The sequence below is a fragment of the Halovivax ruber XH-70 genome, assembly GCF_000328525.1.
Classification (GTDB): domain Archaea; phylum Halobacteriota; class Halobacteria; order Halobacteriales; family Natrialbaceae; genus Halovivax; species Halovivax ruber.
The window spans coordinates 2,709,974-2,722,714 of record NC_019964.1 but is presented as its reverse complement, the minus strand read 5'-3'; the positions used below and the strand labels follow the sequence as shown (position 1 = coordinate 2,722,714).

At 63.6% G+C, this 12,741-nt stretch carries 14 protein-coding genes and 1 pseudogene; 11 read left to right on the top strand and 4 right to left on the bottom strand.

Annotated elements, in window-relative coordinates; translation table 11 throughout:
* Nucleotides 1-49 precede the first annotated feature (49 nt).
* Nucleotides 50-529, top strand: a complete 480-nt coding sequence (locus HALRU_RS13085) for a cupin domain-containing protein (RefSeq protein WP_015301865.1) — start codon at nucleotides 50-52, stop codon at nucleotides 527-529.
* A 50-nt stretch (nucleotides 530-579) separates the two neighbouring features.
* Here the strand turns inward: HALRU_RS13085 and HALRU_RS13080 are convergent, their stop codons facing one another.
* Both HALRU_RS13080 and HALRU_RS13075 read right to left on the bottom strand, forming a co-directional pair.
* On the bottom strand, nucleotides 580-1,572 hold the full coding sequence (locus tag HALRU_RS13080; protein WP_015301864.1) for an alanine dehydrogenase: 993 nt from the start codon (nucleotides 1,570-1,572) through the stop codon (nucleotides 580-582).
* A gap of 126 nt (nucleotides 1,573-1,698) precedes the next feature.
* A complete protein-coding gene (locus HALRU_RS13075) occupies nucleotides 1,699-2,709 on the bottom strand; it encodes a hypothetical protein (protein ID WP_015301863.1) in 1,011 nt (336 codons plus the stop codon).
* 304 nt (nucleotides 2,710-3,013) lie between these two features.
* On the opposite strand from HALRU_RS13075, the gene HALRU_RS13070 reads away from it, so the two are divergent.
* From HALRU_RS13070 to HALRU_RS13045, 7 genes are all read left to right on the top strand, one after another.
* Nucleotides 3,014-4,258, top strand: a complete 1,245-nt coding sequence (locus tag HALRU_RS13070; protein ID WP_015301862.1) for a hypothetical protein — start codon at nucleotides 3,014-3,016, stop codon at nucleotides 4,256-4,258.
* 307 nt (nucleotides 4,259-4,565) lie between these two features.
* Nucleotides 4,566-6,290 (top strand): phage tail sheath family protein, encoded by a 1,725-nt coding sequence (locus HALRU_RS13065; RefSeq protein ID WP_015301861.1) that lies wholly within the window; start codon nucleotides 4,566-4,568, stop codon nucleotides 6,288-6,290.
* A 42-nt stretch (nucleotides 6,291-6,332) separates the two neighbouring features.
* Nucleotides 6,333-6,785, top strand: coding sequence for a phage tail protein (locus tag HALRU_RS13060; RefSeq protein WP_007702220.1), 453 nt, complete (start codon nucleotides 6,333-6,335; stop codon nucleotides 6,783-6,785).
* Nucleotides 6,782-6,949 carry a hypothetical protein gene (locus tag HALRU_RS15760; protein ID WP_015301860.1) on the top strand — a complete coding sequence of 56 codons (168 nt, stop codon included), beginning with the start codon at nucleotides 6,782-6,784 and terminating at the stop codon, nucleotides 6,947-6,949. Before HALRU_RS13060 ends, HALRU_RS15760 begins: the two co-directional genes overlap by 4 nt.
* Entirely contained in the window at nucleotides 6,946-7,473 is a 528-nt protein-coding gene (locus HALRU_RS13055) for a hypothetical protein (RefSeq protein WP_015301859.1), read from the top strand. Before HALRU_RS15760 ends, HALRU_RS13055 begins: the two co-directional genes overlap by 4 nt.
* Nucleotides 7,470-7,739 carry a DUF6760 family protein gene (locus tag HALRU_RS13050; RefSeq protein WP_015301858.1) on the top strand — a complete coding sequence of 90 codons (270 nt, stop codon included), beginning with the start codon at nucleotides 7,470-7,472 and terminating at the stop codon, nucleotides 7,737-7,739. The genes HALRU_RS13055 and HALRU_RS13050 overlap by 4 nt, the downstream gene beginning before the upstream one ends.
* Before the next feature lie 37 nt (nucleotides 7,740-7,776).
* Nucleotides 7,777-8,238 (top strand): phage tail protein, encoded by a 462-nt coding sequence (locus tag HALRU_RS13045; RefSeq protein WP_015301857.1) that lies wholly within the window; start codon nucleotides 7,777-7,779, stop codon nucleotides 8,236-8,238.
* Between the two features lie 57 nt (nucleotides 8,239-8,295).
* Here the strand turns inward: HALRU_RS13045 and HALRU_RS13040 are convergent, their stop codons facing one another.
* Nucleotides 8,296-8,652 (bottom strand): metal-binding protein, encoded by a 357-nt coding sequence (locus tag HALRU_RS13040; protein ID WP_015301856.1) that lies wholly within the window; start codon nucleotides 8,650-8,652, stop codon nucleotides 8,296-8,298.
* 84 nt (nucleotides 8,653-8,736) lie between these two features.
* Here HALRU_RS13040 and HALRU_RS13035 point away from each other — a divergent pair, with 84 nt between their 5' ends.
* Nucleotides 8,737-9,882, top strand: a complete 1,146-nt coding sequence (locus tag HALRU_RS13035; RefSeq protein ID WP_015301855.1) for a tRNA (guanine(26)-N(2))-dimethyltransferase — start codon at nucleotides 8,737-8,739, stop codon at nucleotides 9,880-9,882.
* Nucleotides 9,883-10,132: 250 nt separating this feature from the next.
* Nucleotides 10,133-10,639 (top strand): annotated as a pseudogene (locus HALRU_RS13030) (hypothetical protein); the annotation flags it as partial.
* Between the two features lie 99 nt (nucleotides 10,640-10,738).
* On the opposite strand, the gene glnA reads toward HALRU_RS13030, so the two are convergent.
* Complete coding sequence (glnA, locus tag HALRU_RS13025; protein ID WP_015301853.1) at nucleotides 10,739-12,094, bottom strand: type I glutamate--ammonia ligase; 1,356 nt, start codon at nucleotides 12,092-12,094, stop codon at nucleotides 10,739-10,741.
* 125 nt (nucleotides 12,095-12,219) lie between these two features.
* On the opposite strand from glnA, the gene lrp reads away from it, so the two are divergent.
* Nucleotides 12,220-12,684, top strand: coding sequence for an HTH-type transcriptional regulator Lrp (lrp, locus tag HALRU_RS13020; protein ID WP_015301852.1), 465 nt, complete (start codon nucleotides 12,220-12,222; stop codon nucleotides 12,682-12,684).
* Nucleotides 12,685-12,741: the final 57 nt, after the last annotated feature.

Here is a 12,741-nt window from a genome sequence, read left to right as displayed (position 1 = left end):
CTCTCCGGCGTCTAGATTTATTCACTCGGGGCCCGATGGCGAAGACGACATGGAGAAAGTCGACCTGCAGGAAGACGGCAGGGGACCATCGATCTCTCCGGCCGACGTGTACAACCGCCTCTCGAAACCGCTCGGCACCGAGGATCTGGCGATCAACTACGCCGAACTCGAACCGGGCGGACAGCTGGGGATGGACTACCACCGCCATCGCGACCAGGAAGAGCTCTTCGTCGTCACGAGCGGGACGGTGACGTTCGAGACCGAAACCGGCGAGGTCGCCGTCGGTGAGAACGAGGCGATCCGCTTCGCACCCGACGAGTTCCAGCTCGCTCACAACGCGGACGACGAGCGAGCGACGCTGCTCGCCCTCGGCGCGCCGCGGGGAAGTCGCGAGATTCAGTACCAGCGGAACTGTCCCACGTGCGGGGAAGAAACACTGCAAGAACTCGAATTAAACCGCGAGACGGGCGTGTTCGAGGGAATTTGCACCGAGTGCGGCGAGGTCGCGGTCGAAGTCGAACCCTCGTGAGCGGACAGTAGGTCCGACGCGGCGGTGCGGCGCGTGTCGTACGGTGGAACTCAGTTGCCGGTGCCGACGAGGTCGAACGGACTGCCGCCTTCGTGCTCGCTCGCCTCCTCGTAGACGACGTGGGCGGCGGCCACGTCCTGAATCGCGAGCCCGGTCGAGTCGAAGACCGTCACGCCCGTATCGCCGGTGCGACCCACCTCGTCGCCGACGACGATCTGGCCGATCTCGGCGTGAATGTCGTCGTCCGTGAGTGTCCCATCGTGGTACGGGACGTTGATCTCGCCGGAGTGGGTGCACTGCTCGTGGTCGTCGATGACGATCGTCGCGTCGAGCAGGAGGTCGTCGGCGAGTTCGTGCTTGCCCTCGGCGTCGGCACCCATCGCGTTGACGTGGGTGGTCTCGCCGACGTCGTCGGGACCGACGATGGGGTTCTCGACGGGCGTCACCGTCGAGAGGACGTCACAGTGGCCGGCCTCCGAGATCGAACCGCTGCGGATGTCGAACTCGTCCGCGAAGGTGTCGACGAAGCGCTCGACGCGTTCGTCGTCGAGGTCGCTGACGACGACTTCTTCGATGGGGCGGATCTCGCTGATCGCCTCGAGTTGCGTGTAGGCCTGGACGCCGGCACCGACGATGCCCATCGAGGTGGCGTCCTCGACGGCGAGGTGGTCGGTCGCGACGGCTGCCGCTGCACCGGTGCGCTTCATCGTCAGTTCGGTGCCGTCCATGACCGCGAGCGGGTAGGCCGTCTCCGGGTCGGAGTAGATCATCGTCCCCATGACCGTCGGGAGTCCGTGGTCGTCGGGGTTGTCGGGATGGACGTTGACCCACTTCAGCCCGGCTGCGTCCCAGTCGTCTGTCGAGAGGTACGCCGGCATCGACCGGAAGTCGCCGTTGTACTGTGGTAGGTCGACGTAGGACTTCGCCGGCATCAGCGCATCTCCGCGTTCGTAGGCAGCGAAGGCAGCTTCCAGCGCGTCGATGACGGCCGGCATGCGCGCGTACTCGTCGACGTCTTCGTTCGAACAGAGCAACGTGTTCATGGCGGCAACTCTTGCGGGCGGACACTTAGTACGTACCGAATTCCTTCTTCAGGCGAGCGAGGCGCGTGTCTCCACAATCGCGCGGAGTCCGTCCGTCAGGTCACGCCCGTCGCCGTCCGGTCGCTCTTACAACTGCGGGACCGGCGCGAACTGCGTCCAGTCGATGACCGCGTCGGGATCGTGATACCGCTGCTCGGTCGGGTGTGTCTCGTACAGCTCGGTACACCGGGCGATCCCGGGACCGCGCACGCGGCAATCGCTGGGCGGCGCGAGTCCCATACCGACGTAGCAGTCCCGAAGCTGGCACCGGAGGTGATCGAGCAGGTGCCGTTGCAACCCTGCCGGCGTCCGAACCGGTCGCTCGGGACACGGAAGCTGGATCCGCGCGCCGTGGATCCAGTCAGTGTCGTTGGCTACGCCAGTGTCGTCGGCTCCGTCAGTATCCGGTCCAGGCGTCACTTCGCCTCCCTCCCAGTGCACGTGCGGGGTTCCGGTATCGACGATCGACCACCCGGGAGCGGTTGTCCTGTCGTGGTTGATATCTTCCGAGTGGTTCGACCCCAGTATCGTGGCGAGCCGACGTGGGAGCCGGTCGCTCCGTCGGTCGGGGTAGCGATCGAGTAGCTGGCGAAGGGCGCCGATCGCCTCGAGTTCGATCGTCGCGTCGGCGAGGGTCGGCAGTCGTTCGCGCGCTCCGTCGAGCAGGAGGTCCTGTTCGATGCGCGTCCACTGGGCGTCGGGGTCTACTGCCGGCGGTTCGACAACGTGGTCGGCTGGCTCCTCGAACCGGTTCGACACCGTCTCGAACAGCCGCTCGATCGTCTCCGGCGTGAGTGCGGCAAGAACGAGCGCGGTCGCAGCGAGCCGCTCAGGGTAGGTGATCTGGTCGGCTCCGTACGCGTCGATCGCCGCGATCTCGTGCGTGCGATAACAGTAGTACTTGGCGAATCGCACGCTTCGACGGGCACGGATGGCCTGTTCGCCCGACAGTGCGGCTGCCTTCCGCGCTTCGTCGCCACACGAGTGGCTGTGCAGTGTGCCGGTTCGGTCGAGGGTTATCCGATGGTGTTCGTCGGCGTTGTCCAGCACGCTGACGACCAGCTGGTTTCCCGTCTCGGATTCGATCGCTGCCTTCATCGCTCGTCCGTTCACCTCGACCGCCGAAACGATTCGAACCTCGTTACCATAATTGATACGTCTTTCGTGTCGATGTATGTGGAACTGGGGGTGATAACTATGGCGATGTTGGGGAGACACGGACGCTCCGTGGCCTTCTCTCGCTGGTTTCTGTCGGTTGTTCGCCGCGAGCCGGCGACGTTCGACGCCGGTTCGTGCCACCCGTTGGCCACCAGCTGCGCTCCCGTGACGGTGCCGGGACCTTGCACCCGCTGATCGGATATTTTATACTAACGGACACTCATTATATATCTACACTCTCGCCATGACTCCGGAAGCGGACTATACGAAACGAGATGCGACCGGCTTCTCCCAGTTCGAGAAGAACCGGTTCTTCAAGGGCAAGCTGATGACGCCCCGCGACATGGAGGCCGAACAGACCTACCACGCCGAGCGGTTGCACACGCTCACTCGCTACGTGAACGGCTCGGGAATCGTCTGCGGGCTCGCGGTCCACGACGTCTCGGAAACCGACGACGGACTCGACGTCACCGTGGATGCCGGGTTCGCGATCGACGGCAGGGGTCGGCCGATCGTCGTCGAGCAGGTGACCACGAAGACGCTTCCGAGCCCGTCGACCGACGAGATACACCTCTTTATTCAGTTCAGCGAGGTGGCCGTAGAGACCGTTCCCGTCGCCGACACCGACGGTGCGATCGACAGCGACGCCGTGGCGAACCGAACCGTCGAAGTGTTCGAGTTCACACACCGGGAAACGCCGCCAGCGGACGCGTCGGTTCCGTCGATCGATCTCTCCGTCGTCGATCCCGACGACGATGACGTCGAGGCAGTGGCCAGCCAGCTGGCCGAACAGTATCACGAGACCCACCGCAGCGAGCCGGCCGACGACGCCGATCCGGCGGTGTTTCTCGGCTCGTTCGAGCGGACGCCGGGTGGGGGCTGGGAGACGATTGACGACCAGCCCGGCCGTTCGTTCGTGTACGACCCCGAGTTGCTGTTCGCGCTCGTCGTTCAGCACCTGACGGACGACGAGAACCCGCACCGGACACCGGTCAGACAGGAACCCGAAGAGCGCCCGGACGGCCTCGAGGGAATCGCTCGACGGGTTGGCTCGCTCGAAGAGACGGTGACCGACCTGAAACACGAGCGGCGCACACTCGTGACCTACGCCTTGCGAAAGACGGTCAAGGACCGTGTTCGGTTCTTTACCGCGCTGAGTGATCGACTCGAACCGCACACGGGTGAGGGGGCACGTATTGCACGCGACATCGCGGAACTCTCCCGTGAGGATCTCAAATCGACCGACGACCGCGAACAATCCTACCGCGAACAGGTCGACCGACTCCTCGATCTGCTGATCGAACTGGGTGAACCCCTCGAGGAAGTGACGACCGAGGAGAGCCTGGAACGATACCTCAAGTCGGTATCCCGTCTCCAGTCGGCACTCGACTCCGACGAACCGCTCCTCGAATTGATCGATGCCCACGATCAGGTCAGCGAGGCGGCGGACTCGATCCAGATCCTCGTCGACGTCGTCCCTGAAGACTGAATTTGCGCTCTCTACTGTTCGACGAGATCGACGTGGTCCGACACTGTCCGGTGGTCGCTTCTTGCATCCCTGCCGGATACGCTGGCCGGGGACTGGGATGTAATCCAATCACCGTATATATCGGAAATTTACACTTTACCCGTCCCCAATCTTATTATATTCTGCTTATTGGCTGCCGCATCTAATCTTCCTTGGTCCATTCGGCCATCTGTTTAAACAATGCAAAAATACTATCACTAAGAAAGATTTATATTAATTCACTGTAAAAACTCAGATACAGGGAGACAAATTTAGGAGGTCACCTGGAATGCCAGAATATCAATCCCCCGGCGTGTATGTCGAAGAGGTAAGTAGCGGAAGCAAGTCTGTCGAAGGTGTCAGCACGAGCACGGCTGGGTTCCTCGGGCAGACCCATCGCGGTCCCGTCGAACCACAACTCGTCACGAGTTACACCGAGTTCGAGCGACTCTACGGGTCGAGTCCGAAGCACTCGAATCTCGATGTCGCGCTCGACGGCTACTTCAAGAACGGCGGTGGCCGATGTTACGTCGGCCGCGTCACTCCAGCCGATCCGAACGACGTCGCGACGACGACACTGGTTGCCGACGATCAGTCGAACGTCCTGAACGTCGAAGCAAACGGCCCCGGCTCCTGGGGCAACTCGGTCGCCGTGATCGTTCGCGACGGGCAGCGTGGCGATCAGTTCGATATGGTCGTCCGGTACTGGTCGTGTGATCTCGAGGAGGTCAGCCAGCCGGACGCCGCGCGTCCGGAACCGGCCCCGGACGTCGAGGAGGTTTTCGACGGACTCTCGTCCGATCCGAAGTCGAGCCAGTTCTACGAGAAGCAACTCTCGAGTTCCGTCCTCGTGGACGTCGAGTACGTCGAGGACGGTCGCCCGGTTCCCGGCCTCACCTGGTTGAACCGCGACACGCCGACAGCCGCGGCTGACGGTGGCCTCGTGGAGGCTGCGGAGGAGGAAACTGTCGTCTACATCCCGGACAATCTGGACGAACTGAAGTACAACGATCTCAAGGGAATCGCTCGCCCCTTCGAGACCGAGGGCAACCCATCGAAGGACGACCTGATCGAGCAACTCGACGACATCCGATCGGGCGAAGTCGACGTGGATGTCGAAGTCGTCACCGAGGAGCCGACCAAGCCCGACGCCGAGGGTGAAGTGTCGCTCAACGACTACGAAGGTATCGACAAACCGGGGCTCCGAACCGGCCTCGCAGCCTTTACCGCACTCGACGATATCTCGATCGTCTGCGTTCCCGACGAGAACGACGTGCAGGGACTGACGGACTCGATCGTCGCACACTGCGAGAACATGGGCGATCGCTTTGCCGTCCTGCAGGCCGAGCAGAACCCCGGTCCGGTCTCCGAACTGGAGACGCCGGTCGATTCCTCGTACGCGGCATACTACTACCCGTGGGTCTCCGTGCTCGATCCGGTGACCAACCGTGAGAAACTCGCTCCGCCGGGCGGCCACATCGCCGGTATCTACGCGCGAAGCGACGTCCAGCACGGCGTGCACAAGGCTCCGGCGAACGAGACCGTTCGCGGTGTCGTCGGCCTGCAACACGACGTCACCAAGGGCGAACAGGACGTCCTCAACCCGAAGGGTATCAACTGCATCCGGAGCTTCCAGGGCCGCGGCATCCGCGTCTGGGGCGCCCGCACGACCTCGAGCGACCCCGAGTGGAAGTACCTGAACGTCCGCCGTTTGTTCCTCTTCATCGAACAGTCCATCGACGAGGGAACACAGTGGTCGGTCTTCGAGCCGAACGACCAGGACCTGTGGGCCCGGATCCGCCAGTCCGTCGAGAACTTCCTGACCACCGTCTGGCGTGAGGGTGGCCTGCAGGGATCGACGGCAGACGAGGCCTTCTACGTCCGCTGTGGCGAGGAGACGATGACCGAAGACGACATCGACAACGGTCGACTCATCGTCGAAATTGGCGTCGCTCCGGTCAAGCCGGCCGAGTTCGTCATCTTCCGCATCAGCCAGGACACCGGCGAGGCCTGAGCGCACCGACCACCAGACGACAGTTCACATTCACGATAATACATGCCAGAACACGGACCGCTGCCAAGCACGGAATTCACCGTCGAGCTCGACGGCGTCGACGTCCCTGGATTCCTCGAGGTACAGCTCCCGACACAGGAGACCGACCAGCTCGACTACCGCGAGGGTGACGAGGCCAAACACTCCCGGAAGCTCTTCGGCGATACGCGGTACTCGCCGCTCGTTCTCGCTCGGGGCGCCGAGGAGGACAACAAGCGACTCGACGACTGGCGGAAGGCCGTCGAGGAGGGCAAAGGCGAGGATGCCAGAAAGAACATCGCCGTCGTCCTCAAGGACCAGGCCGGCACTTCTGTCATCCGATTCGAGTTCACGAACGCCTGGATCCGCAAGTACGATCCGCCGACGCTGAACGCCCAGGCCAGCGGTGGCCAGAACGCCATCGCCGTCGAGACCTACACCGTCGAGTTCGAGGAGATGAAGCGCAAGAACGTATGATGCGATCGAGTGAGCCGCTTCGGCCGTTCGCCATCTCCCGCTCGCGTCTCGAGACGACGTGGCGAGTCGACGAGGAGGGGTACCTTCACACCGGGACGAACGGATCGTTCGTCGAATCGAGCCGACTTCGCGTGCTGTCGGACCAGCTGGAGGCTCACCGATGACCGACCAGACGTTACAGACCGAGTTCGAGTTCACCCTGCCGCGGGGGTACGTCGACGGCGAGGGGACGCTCCATCGCGAGGGCCGAATGCGCCTCGCGACTGCTGCCGACGAGATTCAGCCCCTGTCGGAACCACACGTGCAGTCGAACTCATCGTACCTGACGATCGTCCTCCTGTCTCGGGTCGTGACCGAACTGGGGACGCTCGAAACCGTCGATATCGACGTCGTCGAGAACCTGTTCGTCGCCGACCTCGAGTACCTGCAGGCGATGTACGAGCGGGTCAACAACCGGGGCAGAAATGCCGTCACGACGACCTGTCCGGACTGTGGCGAGACGTTCGACGTCGACGCGACGTCCGGTGTCTCACTCGCCGACCCGCCTGCGGGTTCGGCGGCCGACGAGGCCGCACCCATCGGGACGACCGACGACGGCGAACCGATCGAAGGCGACGCCGTCGGCGCGACCGACGACGCCGATCTGGAGTCACCGTCGGAGGTCGAAGCGGGAAACGCGAACGAGTGACCGGCGTCGTCGATCCCGAGGACCTCTTCGCGGAGGTCGCCTTCGTGGCCTACCACTTCGGGTGGAGTCACGAGGAGGTCCTCTCGCTCCCACATTGGGAACGGCGGCGGTGGTGTGCGGAGATCAGTGAGATCAACGAACGGATGAACGAACCGACGGAACTGGCCGAGCCCACCGACCGTGGGTCGTCCGAGTCGACGCAGGGGTCGTTCATCGACGGAGACGGGGAGGGGATCATCCTCCAGAACTCGTTCGACGCGGAGTGAGTGAGCCGGTCAGTACGGCGCTACGGAGACGAACACAATGGCAGAGCAACCCTATACGGCAGACGACAACCCATATTCACAGTACAACTTCGAGGTGCAGGTAGACGGCGAGGCGGTCGCCGGATTCGCCGAGGTCTCCGGCATCACGATGCAACTCGAGACCGTTCAGTACCGCGAAGGTGGTGTCAACGACCACGTCCACACGCTTCCGGGAACGTTCGCCCACGCCGACCTGGTCCTCCAGCGTGGCATGACTACCGACGTGGCCTTCTGGGAGTGGATTCAGGACGTCATGAGCGGGAACGTGACCCGGAAGAACGTGGTCGTCAAGTTGCAGAACGGGTTCAAGGGGGATCGCGTCTGGGGTTGGGAGTTCAAACGCGCCTATCCGACGATGTGGCGTGGCCCCGACCTCGTCAGCACCAATCAGGGGATGGCGATCGAGACGATCGAACTCGCCTACGAGCGCTTTGCTCGGATGTCCGGACTGCCGGAGTAACCGGGAACTGCGATCGAGTGGCCGGCGCACGAAGTCCTGGTCGTATTATTGATCGACTTACAGAAATTCGCGGACGTCCGAGTACCACATGTCGTGGACGTCGACGTGCCCGATTCGCCGAGCGATCTGGACGGCGAGGACGTGCCAGCACTCGTCGGTGGGATCGTCGGGATCGATGTTGTATCTGGCGTCCTTACAGGTACAGGTGCCGTCTTCGACGACGTACTCGTCTGCGTGGCCGACGACGACGGTGAAGTCGCGGTAGCCCTTGACCCGTCGCTCGGCGACGGCCTCGATGGCGCGGACGCCCCGGTCGCCGTGGAGTCGTGAGATGCGCTCGACGAGCTCGGGAGTGAGTTCGCCGACGTCGGCGAGGTCGGCCTGCCATCGCTCGACGGGTCCGTGCTTCGTCACACCCTGTCATCTGGGCCGGGGTGTAAAATCGGTTTGGGATGGCCGAACCGCGGCGTTTTTCGCCCGGGCGGCCCGAACCCGGGTATGCGCGTCTCGGAGGGCGGCGTCGAACTGACAGTCCCGGCCGAATCGACCGACGGTGTCGAAGGGGCGGTCTTCTACAATCCGCGTCAGGAACTGAACCGGGATCTGACTATCGCCGTCCTCGATGCGTTCCGTGACGAGTGCGAGCCGCGTGCGGCGACGTATCTCGACGCGATGACGGCCAGCGGCGTCCGCGGGATTCGAGCGGCGGCGAACGGGTGGACGGCGATGGGTGTCGACACGGACGAACGGGCCGTGTCGCTGGCGCGGGAGAACGCGGCGCGAAACGACGTGGAGGAGACGTTCGACGTGGTGCAGGAGGGTGCGAACGCGTTCATGTACGGCTGTGGGCGGGACATGGACCGGGCGCTCGACGTGATCGATCTCGATCCGTACGGGACGCCGATGCCGTTCGCGGACGCCGCGTTCGCGAACGCACGGAATCTGGTCTGCGTGACGGCGACCGACACTGCCCCGCTGTGTGGTGCCCACCTTCAGAGTGGCATCCGCTCGTATTCGGCTGTCCCCCGGAACACGGACTACCACGCCGAGATGGGCGTTCGCGTCCTGCTCTCGGCGCTCGCCCGAACGGCGGCGCGGTACGATATCGGCGTCACGCCCCTTTTCACGTACGCCAAGAGTCACTACGTACGGACGTTTCTCGAACTCGACCACCGGGCGACTGCGGCGGACGCCACCCTGGACGCGCTCGGGTTCGTCTCTCACTGTGAGGACTGTCTCTACCGGGAGCACACACGCGGTCACTTCGCCGACCCGCTCGAGACCTGTCCGGCGTGTGGCGCCAGTCGCGTCCTGACGGCGGGCCCGGTCTGGCTGGACGCGTCCCACGATCGGGCGTTCGTCGCAGCCGTTCGCGAACGGATTCCGTCGTCGTTCGGGACGGCCGAGCGAGCAAGGGACCTCTGTTCGACGCTCGAGGCCGAACTCGACGAGCCAACACACTACGATCAGCACCGCCTGTGCAAGGAGTGGACGCTCCCGGCGAACGCGATGGACGATTTCCTCGCGGCGCTTCGGGACGCCGGGTACGAGGCCTCGCCGGCGCACTACAGCGGGACCGCGTTCAAGACCGACGCCGACGTCGACGAGATCCGAGCCGCGACGGAACCTGTGCTGGAATCGTAACCTCCCGCTGGCCATAGATCGGCCGAAACCGCCGATGTGGCCGCCGTGTTTGTCTATGAAAAAGGGGGGGACACGAACGGACCGTGTGTCGGTCGCGGGACGGTCCTCGCCTGCTGTCTGTTTTTCGTCGGCTCGTCGGCGACTCGTCCGCGTCTCCCTGGGCGGTCTCGGCACGCCGAGTGGCCTCGACGGCGCGTCCAATCGCCGACGATTCCGCTCCGGGAGACGGGGTCCGCCCCTATCGGTCGTCGAACCGGACCGGCAGCTACAAAGTCCCGGCTCTCGACAGTTCCGCCAGGCAGCGATGACAGACGACGCCACCGACCGCGACGACGAGAGCCGTGACGGCACCCGGCGTGCCGACGGCGGTCGTACCCGCGATCGATCGGACGATCCGGCGGCCCTGAGAGAGGAGATCGAGCGTCTGCGCGGAGATCTCGAGGCGCTCGAAGCCGGCGTCGACGATCGAACGGTCGAGCGCGAGACGCTGGAGGCCGACCTGAAGCGGTACGTCCGTCGTCGCGTTCGACGCGGTCACGCCCACGGCTGGGGTCCCTACCTCGTGTTGCTGTACGGGACGGCGATGACGATCGCCGCGTACTACTTCCTGTCGTCGGGCTGGGCCATCCTGGCCATGTTCGTCGTCTGGACCTCGACGCTGGGGGTGTACTTCCTGATGGTCGTGTTCGGGCTGACGATCACGGCGCTCGGTCTCCCCGGTCGCCTTCGCAACCGCGTGGGAGAGTGGCGTTCCTGATTGGTCGGGAAAAATCATCCGGACAGTCACGACGTCGATTTTGTGGGACGGGGTCGCTCGTTCTGGCCGAAGATGTGATCGAACGGGTGCTGGCAGCCGTTAGAACGTCTCGAGGTACCGATCGAGTTCCCACTGCGAGACATCGACCAGGTAGTCTTCGAACTCCTGACGCTTGGCCTCGGCGAACTTCTCGCTGACGTGTTCGCCGAGTGCGGACTGGACGACTTCGTCGGCTTCGAAGGCGTCGATCGCCTCGCCGAGGTTCGAGGGCAGCGTGTCGATTCCGTACTCGGCTCGTTTCGCCTCGTCGAACTCGTAGATGTTCTCTCTGACCGGGTCACGAGCCTCGAGGTTGCGTTCGATGCCGTCGAGACCGGCCTGGATGATCGCCGCCAGTGCGAGGTACGGGTTGCACGATGGGTCCGGCGACCGAAGCTCGATGCGTGAGGCGGCCGGGACCCGGGCGGCGGGTTTCCGGATGAGCGCAGAGCGGTTGCGGTCGGACCAGGCGACGTACACTGGGGCCTCGTAGCCCGGAACGAGTCGCTTGTAGCTGTTGACCGTCGGGTTGGCGACGGCCGTGATCGCGGGTGCGTGTTCGAGCACTCCCTCCAGGAAGGCGTGGGCCGTCTCGGAGAGGTCGAACTCGTCGTCGCCGTCGTGGAAGGCGTTCTCGCCGTCTTCGGTGAACAGCGAGACGTGCATGTGCATGCCGGAGCCGTTGACCTTCGCGATGGGCTTTGGCATGAAGGTCGCGTGGAGGTCGTGCTGAGCGGCGATGGCGCGGACGACGGTGCGGAAGGTCGCGACGTTGTCGGCCGTCGAGATGGCGTCGTCGTACTCGAAGTTGATCTCGTGCTGGCCGCGAGCCACCTCGTGGTGGCTGGCTTCGATCTCGAAGCCCATGCTCTCCAGCCCGTAGATGATGTCCCGGCGAACGTCGCTCGCCAAGTCCTTCGGCGCGACGTCGAAGTAGCCGCCAGCGTCGTTGGTCTGCGTCGTCGCACGTCCCTCCTCGTCCTCCTCGAAGAGGAAGAACTCGGGTTCGGGTGCGGCGTTGACGGTGTAACCCATCTCGTTCGCCCGGTCGATCGCTTGCTTGAGCACTGTCCGGGGATCGCCCGCGAACGGCTCGCCGCTCGTCGTATCGACGACGTCACAGATCATCCGGGCGGCGGCGCCGTGTTCGTTCGTACGCCACGGCAGGATGGCGAACGTGTTTGGATCCGGGATGAGGCGCATGTCCGACTCCTGGATCCGGACGAATCCCTCGATCGACGAGCCGTCGAAGTAGATCCCTTCGCGGAACGCTTTCTCCGCCTGGCGGGCCGGAACCGAGACGTTTTTCACCACGCCAAGGATATCAGTAAACTGTAACCGGAGAAAGTCGATATCTTCATCTTCGATCGTTTCGAGCACTGTTTCCTCCGCGCTTGTGAGATTGCCGGTTGTCATCCGAAGCTCGTCTATCACGTCTATCTCAACCACTAAAACCCTACTGTTCCGCGCAAACCTCCGATGTTCTCCGTGTAATCGTACATTCGTAAAGTTATAGTGGGTCCGATGAGTAGGTCGATTCGATGACGTACGAAAATCTCGACTCGAAGTTGGTGAACTCACTTCTGGGCGATGGACGGGCGAGTTTGCGAAGCCTCGCGGAGGAACTCGACGTCTCGGTGACGACGATCTCGAACCACCTGGCCGACCTCGAGGATGGCGGCGTGATCGACGGCTACACACCGCGCGTCGATTACGGCGCGCTCGGTTACGACGTCACGGCGATTATTCAACTCAAGGTCGAGGGCGACGCCCTCCCCGAGATCACCGACCGGCTCCGTGGCCACCGCCAGATGACCTCGGTCTACGAAGTGACCGGCGACTACGACGTGACCGCCGTCGGGAAGTTCAAAGACACCGACGGGATGAACGAGCAGATCAAGGCGCTGTTGACCGATCCCGACATCAAGGAGTCGAATACGAGCGTCGTGCTCAACGCCGTCACCGAGAACGAACAATTCGAACTCGAACTGGAAGCGGAGGAGTGAGCGACCGCCGGTCGCGCGGTTCCCAACGCCCTGTCAGGAGGAACGACGGAGTCGCCC

Bases quoted from the DNA above. Each gene is read 5' to 3' on its own strand.
- HALRU_RS13085 (WP_015301865.1), top strand. From the start codon at position 50: ATGGAGAAAGTCGACCTGCAGGAAGACGGCAGGGGACCATCGATCTCT.
- HALRU_RS13055 (WP_015301859.1), top strand. From the start codon at position 6,946: ATGACCGACCAGACGTTACAGACCGAGTTCGAGTTCACCCTGCCGCGG.
- HALRU_RS15760 (WP_015301860.1), top strand. From the start codon at position 6,782: ATGATGCGATCGAGTGAGCCGCTTCGGCCGTTCGCCATCTCCCGCTCG.
- HALRU_RS13035 (WP_015301855.1), top strand. From the start codon at position 8,737: ATGCGCGTCTCGGAGGGCGGCGTCGAACTGACAGTCCCGGCCGAATCG.
- HALRU_RS13060 (WP_007702220.1), top strand. From the start codon at position 6,333: ATGCCAGAACACGGACCGCTGCCAAGCACGGAATTCACCGTCGAGCTC.
- glnA (WP_015301853.1), bottom strand. From the start codon at position 12,094: ATGACAACCGGCAATCTCACAAGCGCGGAGGAAACAGTGCTCGAAACG.
- HALRU_RS13075 (WP_015301863.1), bottom strand. From the start codon at position 2,709: ATGAAGGCAGCGATCGAATCCGAGACGGGAAACCAGCTGGTCGTCAGC.
- HALRU_RS13045 (WP_015301857.1), top strand. From the start codon at position 7,777: ATGGCAGAGCAACCCTATACGGCAGACGACAACCCATATTCACAGTAC.
- lrp (WP_015301852.1), top strand. From the start codon at position 12,220: ATGACGTACGAAAATCTCGACTCGAAGTTGGTGAACTCACTTCTGGGC.
- HALRU_RS13065 (WP_015301861.1), top strand. From the start codon at position 4,566: ATGCCAGAATATCAATCCCCCGGCGTGTATGTCGAAGAGGTAAGTAGC.
- HALRU_RS13070 (WP_015301862.1), top strand. From the start codon at position 3,014: ATGACTCCGGAAGCGGACTATACGAAACGAGATGCGACCGGCTTCTCC.
- HALRU_RS13080 (WP_015301864.1), bottom strand. From the start codon at position 1,572: ATGAACACGTTGCTCTGTTCGAACGAAGACGTCGACGAGTACGCGCGC.